Here is a 17,830-nt window from a genome sequence, read left to right on the forward strand (position 1 = left end):
CGAGTGAAGCCATGAAAGTAGTTACATGCCTCCAGAGCGTTGACAGTCGTCGTCGGAGTGCACCTAATCTGACGGCAATCCCGCCCCACACGGAGGTCTGCAATGACGCTGGCTCGTACCAAACCCCTGTTGATCGTGACCGGCCTGACCGCCGCCCTCGCCCTGACGGGCTGCGCCGGCGGCGCGGCCCAGAAGCAGGGCCAGGGCAGCAGCGGCGGCATGATCGACCAGTTGACGTTCCCCTCCGAGGCCGACGCGGCCGTCGGCGGACTCGTCAACTACAACCCCAACTCGCCCAAGCCGCTCACGGGAACCTGGCTCTACGAGCCGCTCATCGTGCGCAACAACCTCACCTGCGAGGAGACGCCGTGGCTCGCCACGAAGTCGACGTGGGAGGGCGGCACCAAGCTCACGCTCGACATCCGCCAGGGCGTCAAGTGGAGCGACGGACAGGCCTTCACGGCCAAGGACGTCGCCTTCACCTTCAACCTGATGAAGCAGTACCCCGCCTTCGACAAGGCCGGCGTCTGGACCGACAGCTTCGGTGCACCGGCCAAGTCCGTGACGGCCGTCGGTGACCAGGTCGTCTTCGAGTTCACCGGCAACGCGGCCGCGAAGTACGACGGCATCATCGGTACGAAGATGCTGCCCGAGCACGTCTACTCCAAGGTCGGGGACCCGACGAAGTTCGTCGACAAGACGCCCGTCTCGACCGGGCCCTTCAAGGTCGCCAGCTACAACGGACGCCAGCTCGTGCTCGAGCGTCGTCCCGACTACTGGCAGGCCGACAAGGTCAAGGTCAAGAAGATCGTCCTCGAGGGGCAGTACGACGCGGCCCAGGCCGCGCTCAAGCTGCGCTCCGGGCAGCTCGACGCCTACTGGGGCGAGATCCCCAACCCGAAGAAGACCTTCGTCGACGCCGACCCGAAGAACAACCACTTCTACTACGCGCCCAACGGCATGACGGTCCTCACCGGCAACGACGAGAAGCCGCCGTTCAACGACGTGAAGTTCCGCGAGGCGATCTCCTACGCGATGAACAAGCAGGACATGTCGGTCAAGGCGACCTACGGCGTCATGAAGCCGGCGAGCCAGACGGGGCTCAAGCTGCCGTCGATGGCGTCGCTCCTCCCGGCCAACTACGGGGGCGAGGACACGGTCATGCCGTTCGACCTCGGCAAGGCCAACTCGCTGCTCGACGCGGCCGGCTACAAGAAGGGCGCCGACGGCAAGCGGACCATGCCCGACGGCTCCCCGCTCGCCGTGAACTTCTCGGTGCAGGCCGGCTTCATCGACTACCAGGCCATCGCCGACGTGGTCGTCAAGGGCCTCAACGACGCCGGGGTCACCGCCAAGGTCACCGCCTCGGCGCCCGACTCGGTCGACGGCCAGAAGAAGTCCGGCGACTTCCAGCTGATGCTCGAGTACCTGCACGGCGGCTGCGAGCTCTCCAAGAACATCGGCGCGAAGCTCTCGAGCACGCAGATCCCGACGAAGACCGACATCTTCCCGAACGTCGAGCGCTTCAAGGACCCCGCCGTCGATGCGGCCGTCGCCAAGCTGGCGTCCGACACCGACAAGGAGAGCCAGAAGGCCGACCTCGCGCCCCTCGTCGAGACGATGATGACGAAGTACCCGGTCACCGCGCTCCTCTACGCTCCGGCCCGCATCATCTACCGCTCCGACAAGGCGGTCGGCTGGCCGAGCGAGCAGGACCCGTACGCCAACCCGCAGGACGACAAGCTCCTCGTGCTGACGCACCTCACTGCGCCGAAGTGACCCCCTGCACGCGTGCCGGGGTGGCTGCACCAGCAGCCGCCCCGGCCCCGGCGGGGAGGAGACCCGCATGAAGTACTTCGCGCGCAAGTTCGGCTTCTTCCTCGCCACGCTCTGGGCGGTCGTCACGCTGAACTTCCTCATCCCACGCCTGCAGCCGGGCGACCCCGCCGAGATCATGGTCAAGCGCCTGGCCGGCAAGGACGCGGCACTCGACCCGGCGCAGGTCAAGGCGATGCGGGCCATGCTGGGCACGCCCGACGGCTCGCTGCTGAGCCAGTACGTGAACTACCTCGGTGACCTGGCCCACGGCAACTTCGGGCTGTCCTACACGTACTACCCCTACAAGGTCACCGACGTGATCGGCCAGGCGTTCTGGTGGACGATCATCCTCGTCACCATCACCCAGGTGCTCTCCTTCGCCGGTGGCGTGGTGCTCGGTGCGTATGCCGCGTGGCGACGCAACACCCGCTTCGACTCCGTCACGACGCTCGGGTCGACGTTCCTCGGCACGCTCCAGCCGTTCTGGATCGGTCTGCTCCTGCTCTACGTCTTCGGCTACAGCCTCGGCTGGTTCCCCACGTCGGGCGGCTACGAGGAGTCCACCCCGGGCTTCAACTTCCCCTTCATCCAGGAGGCGGTCTCCCACTCGTTCCTGCCGGCGGTGGCGCTGCTCATCGTCACCCCGATCGGCTGGATCCTCGGCATGCGCAACACGATGATCATGAACCTCGGCGAGGACTACATCCGGCTGGCCAAGGCCAAGGGCCTGCCCGACCGCCACGTCGCGCTCAAGTACGCAGCGCGGAACGCCATGCTGCCCAGCGTGACCGGCTTCGCCCTGGCGCTCGGTGGGGTGCTCGGCGGGGCGATCCTCGTCGAGACCGTCTTCGACTACCCCGGCCTCGGCCGGCTCATGGGCGAGGCCGTCGCCAACAAGGACTACCCGCTGCTGCAGACGCTCATGCTGCTGACGACCACGGGCGTGCTCGTGGCCAACCTGGCCGCAGACCTGCTGTACGGCGTGCTCGACCCACGAGCGAGGAGGGCCGAAGGATGAGCACCACCCCCATCCCCACACCGACCGGGGACTTCGTGGCCGAGGGCCAGCCGGACCAGGCCCTCGCCACCCTCGCGGTCGAGCAGGTCAGCGACGCCGGGCGTCCCGAGCAGTGGTGGCAGGTGATCTGGAGCAGCAAGAAGGCCCGTGTCGGCGTCGTCATCCTCGCGGTCTACGTGCTCGTCGGGATCTTCGCGCCGCTCATCGCGCCCCACGACCCCCTCGACAGCTCGTTCACCCCGCTGGCCGGCCCGAGCGCGACCAACTGGCTCGGCACGACGACGAGCGGTCAGGACATCGCCTCCCAGCTCATCTACGGCACCCGGATCTCTTTGCTGGTGGGCCTGTTCGCGGGTTTCATCGCGACGGCGATCGCCCTCGTCATCGGCATGATCTCCGGCTACGCGGAGGGCACCCTGCTCGACGACGTGCTGTCGTTCATCACGAACGTCGCCCTCGTCATCCCGGCGCTCCCGCTCATCATCACGCTCGTCGCCTACTCCGAGGTGCGCGGCATCTGGCTCATCGTCGGCGTCATCTCGATCACGTCGTGGGCCGGCGCGGCCCGGGCCAAGCGGGCGCAGATCATCACGCTGCGCAACCGCGACTTCGTCACCGCGGCGAAGTTCTCCGGTGAGGGGACGTGGCGCATCGTCTTCCGCGAGATCATGCCCAACATGACCTCGCTCGTCGCGGCGAGCTTCGTCGGCGCGGCCACCGGCGCGATCGGCGCCGAGGCCGGTCTCGCGGCGCTCGGTCTCGGCGACAGCCAGAGCGTGTCGTGGGGCACGATGCTCTACCAGTCCAACGCGCAGGGGGCGATCGCCCAGGGCCTGTGGCTGTGGGTCTTCGTGCCGGGTCTCGTGCTCGCGATCCTCATGACCGCGATGACGTTCATCAACTTCGGCGTCGACCTGCTCAGCAACCCCCACCTCAGGGAGGACGCATGACACTCCTCGACGTCCGCGACCTCAGCGTCCGGTACGAACCCAAGGCGAGCCGCCCTCTCGACGCCGTGCAGGAGGTCAGCTTCGGCATCGAGCCCGGCGAGTTCGTCGGTCTCATCGGCGAGTCCGGCTCGGGCAAGACGACGCTCGGCGTCGCGCTGCTGCGGCTGCTGCAGCGGCCGGGCCGCATCAGCGGCGGCTCGATCACCTTCGACGGCACCGACATCACGCACCTGGCGGAGGACGACCTGCGCGCCCTGCGCTGGCGCGACATCTCGACGGTCTTCCAGAGCAGCATGAACTCGCTCAACCCCGTCGTCCGGGTCGAAGGCCAGTTCCGGGACGCCATCGAGCAGCACTCGAAGCTGCGGGGCGAGGCGGTCACCCGGCGCATCCGCGAGCTCTTCGACATGGTCATCATCGACCCGAAGTTCATGACCGCCTTCCCGCACGAGCTCTCCGGTGGGATGCGCCAGCGCGTCAACCTCGCCCTCGCCCTCGCTCTCGAGCCGAAGTTCATCCTGCTCGACGAGCCCACGACGGGGCTGGACGTCGTCGTCCAGCACTCGATCCTCGAGAACGTGCGGCGGCTCCAGGCCGAGCAGGGCTTCGCCGTGCTCTTCATCAGTCACGACATCGGCACCGTGCTCGACCTCTCCGACCGCATCCTCGTGATGTATGCCGGCCGCATCGTCGAGGACCAGAGCGCGGGGGCGCTCGTGCGCGAGCCGCTGCACCCCTACACGAAGGGTCTGCTCGGCTCGTACGGCGATCCGCGGCAGGAGACCGTGAAGATCACCTACGTGCCGGGACGGCCGCCGGACCTCAGCCGCGACATCGTCGGCTGCAGCTTCGCGCCGCGCTGCCCCGAGCGCATCGAGCTCTGTGTCGAGAAGGAGCCGGCTCTCGTGCCGCTGCGGGGCGGGCGCGCGGCCTGCCACGTCGCCGTCCTCCAGCGCGAGGACGGGGGCGCCATCAGGTTCGGCGAGGTCAAGCGCGGCTTCGAGGGCCCTCAGTTCGTCAAGACGGCCGACGAGTCACGCAGCGCGCTGACCAACGACGTCGTGCTGTCGGTGCAGGGCGTCACGAAGGTGTTCGAGCGTCGTCGCGGGCTCACCGTCACCCGGACCGAGGCCGTCAGCGACGTCAGCTTCGAGCTGCGCCGCGGCGAGGTGACCGCGCTCGTCGGCCAGAGCGGCAGCGGCAAGTCGACCATCGCGCGGATGATCACGGGTGTCGAGAAGCCCACGGAGGGCCGGATCGTCTTCCACGGACCGGACGGTGACCGTCAGGTCTCGGGTTTCCGGGGTCGCGCCCTGCGGCAGTATCGCAGCGACGTCCAGATGGTGTTCCAGGACCCCTACAGCTCGATCAACCCGGCCAAGCGACTCGGCTACGTGCTGTCGCGCCCGCTCGTGAACTACCAGGGACTCAAGGGCGAGGAGCTGCGCGAGCGGGTCAAGGAGCTGCTCGAGCGGGTGGCGCTCACCCCGGCCGACCGGTTCATCAACCGCTACGGCTACGAGCTGTCCGGGGGCCAGCGCCAGCGCGTCATCATCGCCAAGGCGCTCGCCGTGGAGCCCGACATCATCGTCGCCGACGAGCCCATCTCGAGCCTGGACGTGTCGATCCGGGCCGAGGTGCTCGAGCTGCTCAACGACCTCGTCAAGCAGAACAACGTCGGCATCCTCTACATCACCCACGACCTGCTCAGCGCCCGCATGCTCTCCGACGAGGTCATCGTGCTCAACGGCGGCAAGGTCGTCGAGAAGGGCCCGACGCTGGAGGTCATCCGTGACCCGAAGGACGACTACACCCGGACGCTTCTCGACGCGATCCCCAATCCGTTCTGAGGCACGTGGCTGGAGTTGTGAAGGACGGCTCGCCCGTGCACAGTGGACCCGGAAGAGGGAGCCTGGGTGTCCACGGAGTACGACGACGCGCGACCGGTCACGATCTACACCGTGGCCGAGCGCGCCGGCGTGTCCATCGCCACGGTCTCGCGCGTGCTCAGCGGCTCGACCCCGGCCTCGGCGATGACCCGGCAGCGGGTGCTGCGCGCGGTGGAGGACCTCGAGTACGTCCCGCTGCGGGCGGGCCGATCGGTCGACGTGCCGTCGCACCAGACGCACGGGCTCGTGCTGCCGGGCCTGCGGGGGCCCTACTACTCCGAGCTGCTGTCGGGCTTCGAGTCCACGGCGGCCCGGGGCGGGCAGTCCGTCGTGGTGGTGGTGTGCGACGCGTCCAAGGACGCCGAGGCCTCGGTGCGCAAGATGCTGGGGCGCATCGACGGCATCGTCATCGCCAACGACACGATCAGCGACACGATGGTGCGCCAGATCGTCAAGACCACCCCGACGGTGCTTGTCGCGCGCGACGCGATCGAGGGCTGCGACGCGGTGCAGGTCGAGAACTTCATCAGCTCGGCCGAGCTGACCCGGCACCTGCTCGAGCACGGCCGCACCGGGCTCGTCTTCGTCGGCGACCCGGAGACCTCGCACGACGTCTCGGAGCGTTACCGCGGCTTCCAGCACGCGCTGACGAGGAGTCGTGGCGCGGAGGTGGCCGGCCCGATCCCGGTCCAGTACGAGGAGACCTCGGCACGACGCGTCATGGAGGGGCTGCGCGAGGCCGAAGCCGCCGGCGCGGTCGTCGACGGGCTCGTCTGCGCCAACGACGAGCTCGCCCTGGCCACCATGGTCCTCCTCGCCCGAGAGGGCCGTCGGGTGCCGGACGACGTCGCCGTCGTCGGGTTCGACGACATCATGACCTCGCGCTACCTCGCACCCGGCCTGACCACGGTCCAGCAGCCGATGCGCGAGCTCGGCCGGTGGGCGGCGATCCGCCTCCACGAGCGGATCGGCGGCCGGAAGTTCGACGTTCACCCGCAGGTCCTCCCGACCCGCATGGTGGTGCGCGGCTCGTGCGGCTGCGACTGGGACCAGACGTCCATCGCCGGCGCCTGACGCTCCCCGCACCGACCGACCGCCACGAGCTCGCCTCGCCACGCTCGACCCACTTGCGTATGCCGTGTCGTGGCGGTCCCTCGGGCCGTGCCCCTTGTCGAGTGTGCAGTTCCCGACACCTCCCAAACCGAAGGACTTTGTATGCCCGACCGCACCCTCCTGACCCGCTGGGCCGCCGACACCTGGCGCTCCTTCGAGGCCATGACCGACCCGGAGACGGGTCTGCCGACCGACAGCATCGCCGCCTCGCTCGACCCCGCGACCCGGAGCGGCTACACCTCGCCGACCAACATCGGCGGGCTGCTCTGGTGCACCGTCGCGGCGCGCGACCTCGGGCTCGCCGACGCCGACGAGGCCCGTGACCGGCTCGCCCGGCTGCTCACGACGCTCGCCGGGATGGAGGTGCACGACGAGTCGGGGATGTTCTTCAACTGGTACGACGACCGTTCGGGTGCCCTGCTGCGGCAGATGCCCGACAGCGGGCACGAGATCCAGCAGTTCCTCTCGAGCGTCGACAACGGATGGCTCGCGGCCGGGCTCATGGTGGCCGCGGCTGCCGAGCCGCGGGTCGCGGCGCAGGCCCACGTCGTGCTCGACCGGATGGACTTCGGGGTCTTCCACGACGCGGCCGCTGGACCGGACGGGCCGGGCGGGCGCCTCACGGGCGGCTTCTGGGTCGAGGACCCCGGCGTGGATACGCGACGCGCGTCCTTCGTCCCCGGTCACGCGGACGTCTTCCACACGAAGCACCACTACGACCTGCTCGACTCCGAGCCGCGGATCGCGAGCTACGTCGGGATCGCCTACGGCCAGATCCCGCCCGAGCACTATGCCGCGCTCGACGCGCCGCTGCGGCACTACCGGGGCCGCGACGTCGTGCCGACCTTCGGCGGTTCGATGTTCGAGGCCCTGATGCCGACGATCTTCGTGCCCGAGGCGCGGTGGGCGCCGGACACCTGGGGCGTCAACGAGGCGCGCACCGTGGCCCTCCAGCGTGAGTACGCCCTCGACGAGCAGGGATACGGCTACTGGGGGTTCAGCCCGTCGGCCTGTCCCGGTGAGGGCTACTCGGTGTTCGGCGTGCCACCCATCGCGTGGGAGGCCGACGGCTACCCGAGCGAACGCGACGGCGAGGTCGTCGTCACCCCGCACGCATCGGCGATGGCCCTCATGGTCGAGCTCGGCGCCGCCACCGACAACCTCGTCCGCATCGAGCGCGACCTCGGCGCCTACGGTCCCGGCGGCTTCATCGACGCCGTCGACACCCGGACGGGTCGGCACGCGGGTCGCCACCTGTCCCTCGACCAGTCGATGGTGCTCGGTTCCCTGGCCAACGTCCTCGTCGACGACTGCCTCCGCCGCTGGTTCGCCACGCCCGAGGTCGAGGCCGTGCTGCGCCCGGTCGTCGCGGCCCGCGAGATGCCGCTGTCGTGACAGGTCGTGGAGCTCCTCCGGCACCCGGCGCCGGAGAAGCTCCACCACCCCGGACGTTCGAGCCGGTCGTACGCTGGTGGGGTCCGGAACGGGCGAGAGGCGGTGTGGCGGGCGTGTCTCAGTGGCGTGAGCAGTGGTCGGAGCAGGAGTGGTTCACGCTCCGGCTCGGCCCCGTCTGGGTGCTGAGCGCCCTGGTCGGTCGGGTCCGCTTCGACGACGACGAGCGCGGCGCCTTCTGGGACGCGGTGACCGACGCGGCGCTGCGCAGCACCGGTCCCGGCCGGGACCTGCTCGGCACCGCGGCAGCCGAGAGACGTTGGCTCTTCGACGAGTTCGAGCTCGACGGTCGTCCCGTGGTGTCGGGACTGCTCTCTGTGACACGGCTGCTCGAACGCATGGATCCCGACACCCTGACCGACGTCCGCTCGAGCTTCCTGCGCGTCGGTGTCGGCGTCGCCCTGGCGCGCGGCCACTTCGGGCGGCGCATGACGCTGGAGGACGAGCAGACGCTGGTGCTCGTCGAGCAGCTGCTCCAGACCGCGCGCGAGACGCTGGACGACAACCCCCTCAACTCCGCCGCCACCATCTGAGCCCCCGCCGACACCCCTCCCTCGATCGAAAGAGCGATCCGTCCGCCCGCAGGCCGGACGGATCGCTCTTTCGATCGGGGTGGGCCGCGCTGACGTCACGGGGTGGCCCATCCGGCATACGCGGAGGTCTCGGGCATACGATCGCACGGTGGGCGGGGTCGAGCAGACTGGCCGAGCGCCCACCGTCGTCAACGGTGCCCGCACACCCGGGCAGGAAGGACGCAGGGGAACCTATGTCTGACAAGCAGATCGGCCGCGAGATCGGCCAGGCCCTCGGGGCCAACCTCACGCGGCGCTCGCTCTTCGCGCTCGGCGGTGCCGCTGCGGTCACGGGTGCGCTCGCCGCGTGCGGCAGCAACACCGGACGCCAGCCGGCGGCCACCGGCGGCGCGAGCGGCGGCGGCAGCGGGGCCACCATCAACCAGTGGTACCACCAGTACGGCGAGGCCGGCACGCAGCAGGCCGTCGAGAAGTACGCCGCGGGCTACAAGGACGCCACCGTCAAGGTCAGCTGGAAGCCCGGCGACTACGACCAGTCCACGGCCGCCTCGCTGCTCACGGACGCGGGCCCCGACGTCTTCGAGTACGGCAACGGCCCGACGATCGACATGATCAAGGGCAACCAGGTCGTCGACCTCACCGACCTCCTCGCCGACACGAAGTCCGACTTCAACCCGAGCATCCTCGAGCGGATGACCTACCAGGGCAAGACGTATGCCATCCCGCAGGTCGTCGACATGCAGCTGCTCGTCTACCGCAAGTCGATGCTCGACAAGGCCGGCGTCACGCCGCCCCAGACCATCGACGAGCTGATCGCCGCGGCGAAGAAGCTGACGCAGGGCAACGTCAAGGGCCTCTTCCTCGGCAACGACGGCGGCGCCGGCCTCATGGGCGGCCCGATGCTGTGGTCGGCCGGTCTCGACTACCTCACCAAGGACAACCAGTTCGGGTTCGACGACCCGCGCGCGGCGACCGCCCTCGGCAAGCTCCGCGAGATGTGGGACGCCAAGGTGCTGCTCCTCGGTGCGCCCAAGGACTGGTTCGACGCCTCGGCCCTGACCTCCGGCCTGACGGCGATGCAGTTCACCGGCCTGTGGACCTTCCCCGACATCAAGAAGGGCCTCGGCGACGACTTCGGGGTCATGGCGTGGCCGGCGCTCGACGGCAGCGGCAAGGCCTCCGTGCCGGTCGGTGCCTACGGCTCGTGCGTCAGCGCCAAGAGCAAGGACGTCGAGGCGGCCAAGAAGTTCGCCAAGTGGCTGTGGGTCGACCAGACCCAGGACCAGCTCGACTTCGCGACGAGCTACGGCTTCCACATCCCGTCCCGGACGAGCCTCATCAGCCAGGCGTCGACCCTCCAGAGCGGGCAGGCCGCCGAGGCCGCCAAGCTCGCGACCGACGTCGGCCACGCGCAGAGCCCGATCCTCTGGACGCCCAAGTGCGCCACGGCTTTCGGCGACGCGATGAACCGCATCGTCAAGGAGGGCGCCGACCCCGCCGGCGAGATCGCCAAGGTCAAGGCCGTGGCCGAGCCCGAGCTGAAGCGGGTCCTCGCCTGACAGCGCAGGCCGACCCGACGGCATACGACAACACGGCCGTGCAGCGGAAGGCGACCGACCGGGCGACACCACCCCCCACCGCGGGGAGGCCGTCGCTCGGTCGGCGCCTGCGCGGGCGCCAGGACCGCAACCTGTGGTTCTGGGTCTTCGTCGGGCCGTTCGTCATCGGGCTGATCGTCTTCGTCTACGTGCCGATCGCGTGGTCGATCTACCTGTCGTTCTTCGAGTCCTACAACACGGTCACCCCGACGAAGTTCGTCGGCGCCGGCAACTACCTCGACATGCTGGCCGACCCGGCGTTCCGCAGCAGCCTCGTCACGTTCCTCGCGTTCGCCGTCTTCATCGTGCCGACGACGTTCGTCATCTCCCTCGGCGCGGCGCTGCTCGTCGCCCGCACCCGGGTCATGCAGTCGTTCTTCCGGTCGGTCTTCTTCCTGCCGACCGCGTGCTCCTACGTCGTGGCCGCGCTGATCTGGAAGATGTCGATCTTCAGCGGTATCCGCTCCGGCCTGGCCAACGGGGTGCTCGGCTGGTTCGGCATCGACTCGATCCCGTGGCTGAGCCTGGCCAACCCCCCGTGGTACTGGCTCGTCATCGTCACGGCGCGGCTGTGGCTGCAGGTCGGCTTCTACATGATCCTCTTCCTCGCCGGCATCCAGCGGATCAGCCCGACGCTCTACGAGGCGGCCGCGATCGACGGCGCCGAGGGGTGGAAGGTCTTCCGCCACATCACCCTGCCGCAGCTGCGCGCGACGTCGACCGCGGTGCTGCTGCTCCTGCTCATCAACGCCTTCCAGGCGTTCGACGAGTTCTACAACATCCTCTCGACGTTCGGCACCTACCCGCCGTACGCGCGGCCGCCGCTCGTCTACCTCTACTACACGGCGCTCGGCTCGGGCCAGGACTTCGGGCACGGCTCGGCGGGTGCCGTCATCCTGACCCTCATCATCGCGATCATCGCGGTGGTGCAGGGCCGCATCCTCCGACTCGGCGACAGGGGCGACTGATGGCCATCGTGCGCAGCAAGCGCCAGTCGCGGGTCACGGGATGGGCCCGCTACAGCGCCCTCGTGGTCGCGGCCGGGCTCTTCCTCATCCCCTTCTACCTGCTGATCCGCAGCGCGTTCATGCGTGAGCAGGACCTCGGCTCGCCGGACTTCCACTGGCTGCCGCCGGTCTGGGAGACCTCGAACCTGACCGGCCTCTTCGCCAACCCGGCCATCCCGATGGCCCGCAGCCTGCTCAACTCGGGCCTCATCGCGGTCACCCAGACCGTCGGCGTCCTCGTCATCTCCGGCCTCGCCGGGTACGGCCTGGCCCGCATCCCCTACCGCTGGTCCAACGCCGTGTTCTACACGATCACCGCGACCCTGCTCATCCCGGCGGCGGTCACCTTCGTGCCGAGCTTCGTCCTCGTCTCGACCCTCGGCTGGATCTCGACCCTGCGCGGCCTCATCATCCCGGGCCTCTTCCAGGCGCTCGCGACGTTCCTCTTCCGGCAGTTCTTCCTCGGCTTCCCCAAGGAGATCGAGGAGGCGGCGTTCATCGACGGCCTCGGCTACTGGGGCACCTTCTGGCGCATCGTCGTGCCCAACTCAGGCGGCTTCGTCGCGGCCATCGGCACCATCACCTTCATCGGCTCGTGGAACGCCTTCCTCTGGCCCCTCGTCATCGGCCGCGACCAGGAGTCGTGGACGGTGCAGATCGCGCTGTCGACGTTCCTCACGGCGCAGTCGGTGCAGGTCAGCCAGCTCTTCATGGCCGCCCTCGTCGCGATCGTGCCGCTGCTGCTGATGTTCCTCTTCCTCCAGCGCTGGATCGTCGAGGGCGTCGAGCGCACCGGCATCGCCGGCGACTGAGGGCGTATGCCGGGTCGCCGGCTCAGGGCAGCTTGGCGACGGTCAGCAGCACGGCCGAGTCCTCGAGCGCCTCGAGCGTGTGGCGCGCCTGCGGGACGACGAGCAGGTCACCCGGCGCGCCCTCCCACGCGACGTCTCCGGCGCTCATGCGCACGCGTCCCCGCAAGACCTGCACCGTGGCCTCGCCGGGGTTCTCGTGCTCGGTCATCGAACGGCCCGCCGCCAGCGCGATGACGGTCTGGCGCAGCACGTGCTCGTGGCCGCCGTAGACCGTGTCCGCGCCGCGACCGCTCGAGGTCGTCGTGGCGTGCTCGAGCAGCTCGCGGGCGAGGGCGGTCAGCGATGACTTCTCCATGGACCCACCATGGCACCCCGGGCGGCGATGCGTCGTCGGTACCGGACCACACGGCATACGACCGAGTGCGTATGCCGGGTGGCCCGGCCGAGGGTCAACGGACCCGCCGCAGGTGGTCGGGTGCCGGCATCCGGCGAACCTCGACGCTCCAGAAGCGGATGACGATCGCGTAGCCGGGCGCGAGGGTGATCCGGTGCTCGAACCCGCTGTCCTCCGTCGGTGCGACCGTCGAGCGCTCGACCTCGGCGGCGGCCGCGACGGCGCGGTCGAGGTCCCGCCGGTTCGTGTGCAGCACGACGGCGCCCACGTAGGTCACGGTCGCGAGCTCGTGGCCCGCGTGGGTGTCGCCGGCGAGCAGCGTCCATGAGAACGAGTCCCCGGCGATGGACCAGTCCTGGACCTGCGCGCCGTACAGGTCGAGCGCGGCGAGGTCACGGACGTCTTCGGGCAGCTCGGTCACGTCACCATCGTGCCCGCCCAACGCAGGGCCGGTCAGTCCAGGTCCTGCACGTCCGCACGGCGTGCGATCGTCGCGGTCGCGCGGCGGCACGCCAGGACGGGCACCCGAGGCACGATCTCGTCGAGGAAGGCGAAGCGGCGCCGGAGCGAGCGGTGGTAGGCGTCGCCGCTCGTGTCGGACACGAGCGCGGTCCACCAGTCGGCGAGGTCGCCCCAGCCCGGTGCCGCGAGCGAGCCCCCGTACTGCTGGAGGGCAAGCCCGGCGCACAGGCTGGCGAAGGTCATCCGCTGCTCGAGCGGCCACTCCGCGAGGGTGCCGACGAGCAGCGCGGCGCCGAACACGTCGCCCGCCCCCGTCGGGTCGACCTCCCGGACGCGCAGCGCGGGGACGCGTGCCTCCTCCCCGGTGCGGGCGTCGATGCCGAGAGCTCCGGCGGCGCCGTCGGTGACGATCGCGACGGGCACCCGGTCCGCCAGGGCGTAGACGGCCTCGGCGGGCGAGCCGGTGCCGGTGTAGGCCATGGCCTCGACGGCATTCGGCATGAAGACGTCGCACCGGTCCAGGCGCTCGAGCACGTGCGGCGACCACTGCTCCTTGGGGTCCCAGCCGACGTCGGCGAAGACGAGGGAACCGTTGTCGCGGGCGCGGTCGACCCACGTCGGCCCCGTCGCGCCCCAGACCTCGTCCTCGCCGAGGTCGACCATGACGGCGCGCGAGCGCGGTGGCGTGCCGATCAGCTCGCTGGCCGGGACGGGGGACGGGTGGCCGTGGGAGACCATGCTGCGGTCGCGGTCGACCGACATCGAGACGGTCACCGGGCTGTGCCAGTCGGCGAAGCGGCGGCTCCGGGCGAGGTCGATGCCCTCCTGCTCCTCCAGGGTGCGCCAGCAGAAGTCGCCGTAGTCGTCGTCGCTGAACGCGGCCGCGAGGCCGGTGCGCAGTCCGAGCCGGCGGGTGGCGACGGCAAGGTTGGCGATGCCGCCCGGGCACGACGCGAGCCCGTCGGCCCACACCTCGGTGCCCGGCTTCGGGGCGTGGGGCAGTCCGGCGAAGATCATGTCGAGGAAGACGGTGCCCCAGACGAACACGTCGAGCGACGGCTCGTCGGGGCGACGCAGGGCCGCGAGCGGGTCGAAGGTGTGGTGAAGGGGCACGTCCCCATGATCGCGCATCGTCGTTCACGACTCGCCGTGTTCCCCCGGGCGCGGACGGATTGCTCTCTCGATCGGAGGAGGGCGCGGACGGATTGCTCTCTCGATCGGGGTGGGGTGCGCTCACCCCGCTGATCGAAAGAGCGATCCGTCCGGCGCGGACGGATTGCTCTCTCGATCGGGCTTGGCGTTGCTGCCGCGTCCTGCCTTGGTACGGTCCGAGGGTGGTGCTGCCATGAAGCTGGTCATCCTCGGCGGGGGCGGGTTCCGCGTGCCGCTCGTCCACGGTGCGCTCCTGCGCGACGACGCCGACCGCCGCGTCACCGAGGTCGTCCTGCACGACACGGACCACGCCCGGCTCGACGTCATGCGAATGGTCCTGTCCGCACAGGCCGCCGACGTCGGCGGCCCGGTCGCGCCACCCACCGTCACCGCGACGACCGACCTCGACACGGCGCTCGCCGGGGCCGACTTCGTCTTCTCGGCGATGCGTGTCGGCGGTCTCGAGGGACGCACCGCCGACGAGCGGATCGCGCTCGACCTCGGGCTGCTCGGCCAGGAGACGACCGGGCCCGGTGGTGTCGGCTACGGCCTGCGCACCGTCCCCGTCGCGCTCGACGTCGCCCGACGCATACGCCGTCTGGCCCCGGACGCGTGGGTCATCAACTTCACCAACCCAGCCGGGCTGGTCACCCAGGCGATGCAGTCGGTGCTCGGTGACCGGGTGGTTGGCATCTGCGACTCGCCGCTGGGTCTCGCCAAGCGTGCTGCCGGCGCGCTCGGGCACGACCTCGACGACCTCGAGATCGACTACGCCGGGCTCAACCACCTCGGCTGGCTCACCGGGCTGCGGCGGGACGGGCGCGACGTGCTGCCGGACCTGCTCGCAGACGAGACGGCGCTCGCGGCGATCGAGGAGGGCCACCTCTTCGGCACGGACTGGCTGCGAACGCTCGGGGCCCTGCCCAACGAGTACCTCTACTACTACTACTTCACGCGCGACGCGATCGCGCAGATCAGGAGCGCCCCGCAGACGCGCGGGGAGTACCTCGTCGCCCAGCAGGCCGACTTCTACTCGGCCGTGGCCGCCTCGCACGACGACGCCTGGCAGCGGTGGGACGCGGTCCGGCGCGAGCGCAACGCGACCTACATGCAGGAGACCCGCGAGGGCGACGACGGGGCGTCGCACGAGCGGGCCGAGGCGGACGTCGAGGGAGGCGGCTACGAGGGAGTGGCCCTCGCGCTGATGGCGGCGATCGCCCGTGACGAGCCGGCGCGCCTGATCCTCAACGTCCGTGGTGGAGGTGCCGTCGCCGGGCTGCCCACCGACGCGGTCGTCGAGGTCCCGTGCCGCGTCGACGCCGCGGGTCCGGTGCCGCTGCCGGTGAGCGCCCTGCCCGGCCACGCGCTCGGGCTCGCCCAGCAGGTCAAGGCCGTCGACGAGCTCGTCATCCGCGCCGCGGTCGAGCAGTCGAGGTCACTCGCCGTGGAGGCGTTCGCGCTCCACCCGCTCGTCGACTCGGTCACGGTGGCGCGCGAGGTCATGGGCGCATACGAGCGGCGGCTGCCCGCTTTCTACTGCGCGCTGCGGTGAGTGTCGGTTTGCCGTCGAGTCACCCGGAGATGTGTCGCTGGGGGTGCTTCAGGCGCTGAACGCCTCGGTCCCGGGCTCCGTCTTCCGCGCCGTCGCAGAGCGCCAGAGGGGCATGAGCTGGGGCGTGGTCGGCACGTCCACCGGGGTCGGCCAGAGGGACTGACCCCCGGCGACCTGCGGGACGAGCGGGAAGATGATCGCGACGTCGGCACCGCCCCACGGAGACACCCCCAGCTGGACCCAGCCGCCGCGACGGGTCGCGACGTCCCGCACGAGGGAGAGTCCGAGACCGGTCTGCGAGAGGTCGTCGCGCACACCGTCGAGGATGTGGGCCACCGGATGCGCGTGATCCTGCCCGGCGGCCGTGCGCAGGGTGTCGGCACTGAAGCCGCGCCCGGAGTCGGCGACCCCGATGGCGATGGCGTCGCGCATCGGGCGGGCGTAGAGCATCACCGTGTCGTCGTCGCGCTCGGTGTAGCGCAGTGCGTTCTCCACGAGCGTGTCGAGGCAGGCCCGCAGTCGCTCCGGAGAGCAGTCGAGGGTGATCGCCGGCGACTCCACCTGCCAGTGTCGCGGTGCGACGGTAGACCACCGTCGGGCCGTCTGCTGCAGCACGGCGTGGAGGTCGATCTCGGTGATCTCGAGGTCGAGCTCCACGCGCATGCTGCGCACGAGCCGCTCGCACACGCGGGTCAGCCGTGACAGCTCCTCGTCGACGACCTGCAGATCCGACAGGTCCTCGCCCGCCGGAGTCCGGTCCATCAGCAGCTCGACGTAGCCGCGGGAGATCATGAGCGGCGACCGCATCTCGTGGGACGTGCGCTGCGTGAGCAGCTCGCGCATCGTCGAGTCCGCGCGCTCGCGGGCCGCGAGGTCCGTGAGGTCCGACAGCGCCTGCTGCCGGCGCCGCACGTGCCAGATCATGAGCACCATGAGCAGCAGCATGAGCGGGATCTCCGTGGTCTCCTGCCAGTCGAGCACGCCGGTCGTGACACGGTGCGCGAGGATCGCCCCGGTCACCCCGGTGAAGAGACCCAGCCCGATCCAGGTGGATCGCCGGCTCCACTGCTCGAGGCCGAAGCAGAGCGCGAAGGCCGCCCAGCCGATGTGGTAGGGCACCGTCTCACTGCCGGGCAGGGCGATCATCGCGGCCGAGCTGAGCGCCGCGACCACACCCCACAGCAGGACCATCCGTTGACGCAGCATCAGGCGTCCTCGTAGAGGCCGTAGCCGACGCCGCGCAGCGTCTCGATCGGGATGTCCTGCCCGAGCTTGGCGCGGATCCGCCCGACGCAGACCTCGACGACGTTGCTGCCGGGGTCGAAGTCGAGCTGCCAGACGTCGTGGAGCAGCTCCTCCCGGTGGCACACCTGTCCAGCGCGCCGCATGAGGTGCGCGAGCAGGCTGACCTCCCGTTCCGTGAGCGAGGCGCTGACCGAGCGGAACGTCGCGCGGCGCCGACCGACGTCGAGGCGTATGCCGCCCACGTCCAGACAACGGTCGTCGGGCACGCTTCGGGTCAGCCCGACGTTGCGCCGGACGCGAGCGAGCAGCTCGGTCAGACTGAACGGCTTGGACACGACGTCGACGGCCCCGCGGTCGAGCGCCTCGACCCGGGACGCCACATCGGTGACCCCCGACAGCACGATGACCGGCGTCGTCTTCTTGCCCTCGTTCAGTGCGTTCAGCACGGCCAGGCCCCCCAGGCCCGGCATGACCAGGTCGAGGACGACCAGGTCGACGGACTTGGACTCCAGCCGGTCGATGGCTGCACTCGCCGATGCCGCGGTCACCACCGTGTGACCTTGCGACGACAGCGACTTCGCCAGCAGTGTTCGGACTCTTTCCTCGTCGTCTACGACCATCACCGTAGCCATGAGAGACCCCCCTCCCCGATATGCAGGATCAGTATGGGTCGCACCGTCGATCTCGGGACGGAAAAGGGCCACAAGTGGTGCGAGCTGGTGTCCCACACCCGGATGCACCGTCGCATAACGGGCACGAAGATGACAGGTATATGACGGCGGGCTCCCGGAACGGTGACGCGTCCCTGAGGCGACGCCCACCGGATCGGTGACAG

16 protein-coding genes are annotated in these 17,830 nt (G+C 70.0%); 11 read left to right on the forward strand and 5 right to left on the reverse strand.

Annotation, left to right across the window (positions count from 1 at the left end):
* Positions 1-102: 102 nt before the first annotated feature.
* The 10 genes from AB4030_RS06955 to AB4030_RS07000 all read left to right on the forward strand — a co-directional run bounded on the left by AB4030_RS06955 (position 103) and on the right by AB4030_RS07000 (position 12,190).
* Positions 103-1,779, forward strand: coding sequence for an ABC transporter substrate-binding protein (locus tag AB4030_RS06955; RefSeq protein ID WP_442278473.1), 1,677 nt, complete (start codon positions 103-105; stop codon positions 1,777-1,779).
* 67 nt (positions 1,780-1,846) lie between these two features.
* Positions 1,847-2,836 (forward strand): ABC transporter permease, encoded by a 990-nt coding sequence (locus tag AB4030_RS06960; protein WP_442278474.1) that lies wholly within the window; start codon positions 1,847-1,849, stop codon positions 2,834-2,836.
* Complete coding sequence (locus AB4030_RS06965) at positions 2,833-3,786, forward strand: ABC transporter permease (protein ID WP_442278475.1); 954 nt, start codon at positions 2,833-2,835, stop codon at positions 3,784-3,786. The genes AB4030_RS06960 and AB4030_RS06965 overlap by 4 nt, the downstream gene beginning before the upstream one ends.
* Positions 3,783-5,636, forward strand: coding sequence for an ABC transporter ATP-binding protein (locus AB4030_RS06970; RefSeq protein ID WP_442278476.1), 1,854 nt, complete (start codon positions 3,783-3,785; stop codon positions 5,634-5,636). The genes AB4030_RS06965 and AB4030_RS06970 overlap by 4 nt, the downstream gene beginning before the upstream one ends.
* Positions 5,637-5,702: 66 nt before the next feature.
* A complete protein-coding gene (locus AB4030_RS06975) occupies positions 5,703-6,749 on the forward strand; it encodes a LacI family DNA-binding transcriptional regulator (protein WP_442278477.1) in 1,047 nt (348 codons plus the stop codon).
* 141 nt (positions 6,750-6,890) lie between these two features.
* Complete coding sequence (locus tag AB4030_RS06980) at positions 6,891-8,183, forward strand: glucoamylase family protein (protein WP_442278478.1); 1,293 nt, start codon at positions 6,891-6,893, stop codon at positions 8,181-8,183.
* A 113-nt stretch (positions 8,184-8,296) separates the two neighbouring features.
* Positions 8,297-8,773 carry a hypothetical protein gene (locus AB4030_RS06985; protein WP_442278479.1) on the forward strand — a complete coding sequence of 159 codons (477 nt, stop codon included), beginning with the start codon at positions 8,297-8,299 and terminating at the stop codon, positions 8,771-8,773.
* Positions 8,774-9,006: 233 nt separating this feature from the next.
* Positions 9,007-10,332 carry an ABC transporter substrate-binding protein gene (locus AB4030_RS06990; RefSeq protein WP_442278480.1) on the forward strand — a complete coding sequence of 442 codons (1,326 nt, stop codon included), beginning with the start codon at positions 9,007-9,009 and terminating at the stop codon, positions 10,330-10,332.
* Between the two features lie 38 nt (positions 10,333-10,370).
* Positions 10,371-11,339, forward strand: coding sequence for a carbohydrate ABC transporter permease (locus AB4030_RS06995; RefSeq protein WP_442278481.1), 969 nt, complete (start codon positions 10,371-10,373; stop codon positions 11,337-11,339).
* Positions 11,339-12,190, forward strand: coding sequence for a carbohydrate ABC transporter permease (locus AB4030_RS07000; RefSeq protein WP_442278482.1), 852 nt, complete (start codon positions 11,339-11,341; stop codon positions 12,188-12,190). Before AB4030_RS06995 ends, AB4030_RS07000 begins: the two co-directional genes overlap by 1 nt.
* A 22-nt stretch (positions 12,191-12,212) precedes the next feature.
* Here the strand turns inward: AB4030_RS07000 and AB4030_RS07005 are convergent, their stop codons facing one another.
* The 3 genes from AB4030_RS07005 to AB4030_RS07015 form a co-directional block, all read right to left on the reverse strand.
* The gene (locus AB4030_RS07005; protein WP_442278483.1) at positions 12,213-12,545 is read right to left on the reverse strand and encodes a cupin domain-containing protein; all 333 of its coding nucleotides are present in this window, start codon (positions 12,543-12,545) and stop codon (positions 12,213-12,215) included.
* A 94-nt stretch (positions 12,546-12,639) separates the two neighbouring features.
* Entirely contained in the window at positions 12,640-13,005 is a 366-nt protein-coding gene (locus AB4030_RS07010) for a hypothetical protein (RefSeq protein ID WP_442278484.1), read from the reverse strand.
* Between the two features lie 32 nt (positions 13,006-13,037).
* A complete protein-coding gene (locus AB4030_RS07015) occupies positions 13,038-14,177 on the reverse strand; it encodes a carbohydrate kinase family protein (protein ID WP_442278485.1) in 1,140 nt (379 codons plus the stop codon).
* Positions 14,178-14,391: 214 nt separating this feature from the next.
* On the opposite strand from AB4030_RS07015, the gene AB4030_RS07020 reads away from it, so the two are divergent.
* Positions 14,392-15,750 carry a 6-phospho-beta-glucosidase gene (locus AB4030_RS07020; protein WP_442278486.1) on the forward strand — a complete coding sequence of 453 codons (1,359 nt, stop codon included), beginning with the start codon at positions 14,392-14,394 and terminating at the stop codon, positions 15,748-15,750.
* A gap of 48 nt (positions 15,751-15,798) precedes the next feature.
* Here the strand turns inward: AB4030_RS07020 and AB4030_RS07025 are convergent, their stop codons facing one another.
* Both AB4030_RS07025 and AB4030_RS07030 read right to left on the reverse strand, forming a co-directional pair.
* Positions 15,799-16,956 carry a sensor histidine kinase gene (locus AB4030_RS07025; protein WP_442278487.1) on the reverse strand — a complete coding sequence of 386 codons (1,158 nt, stop codon included), beginning with the start codon at positions 16,954-16,956 and terminating at the stop codon, positions 15,799-15,801.
* A complete protein-coding gene (locus AB4030_RS07030; protein WP_442278488.1) occupies positions 16,956-17,627 on the reverse strand; it encodes a response regulator transcription factor in 672 nt (223 codons plus the stop codon). The genes AB4030_RS07025 and AB4030_RS07030 overlap by 1 nt, the downstream gene beginning before the upstream one ends.
* Between the last annotated feature and the right edge of the window lie 203 nt (positions 17,628-17,830).

Origin of the sequence: Terrabacter sp. 2YAF2, assembly GCF_052114705.1 — a bacterium.
GTDB lineage: Bacteria > Actinomycetota > Actinomycetes > Actinomycetales > Dermatophilaceae > Terrabacter.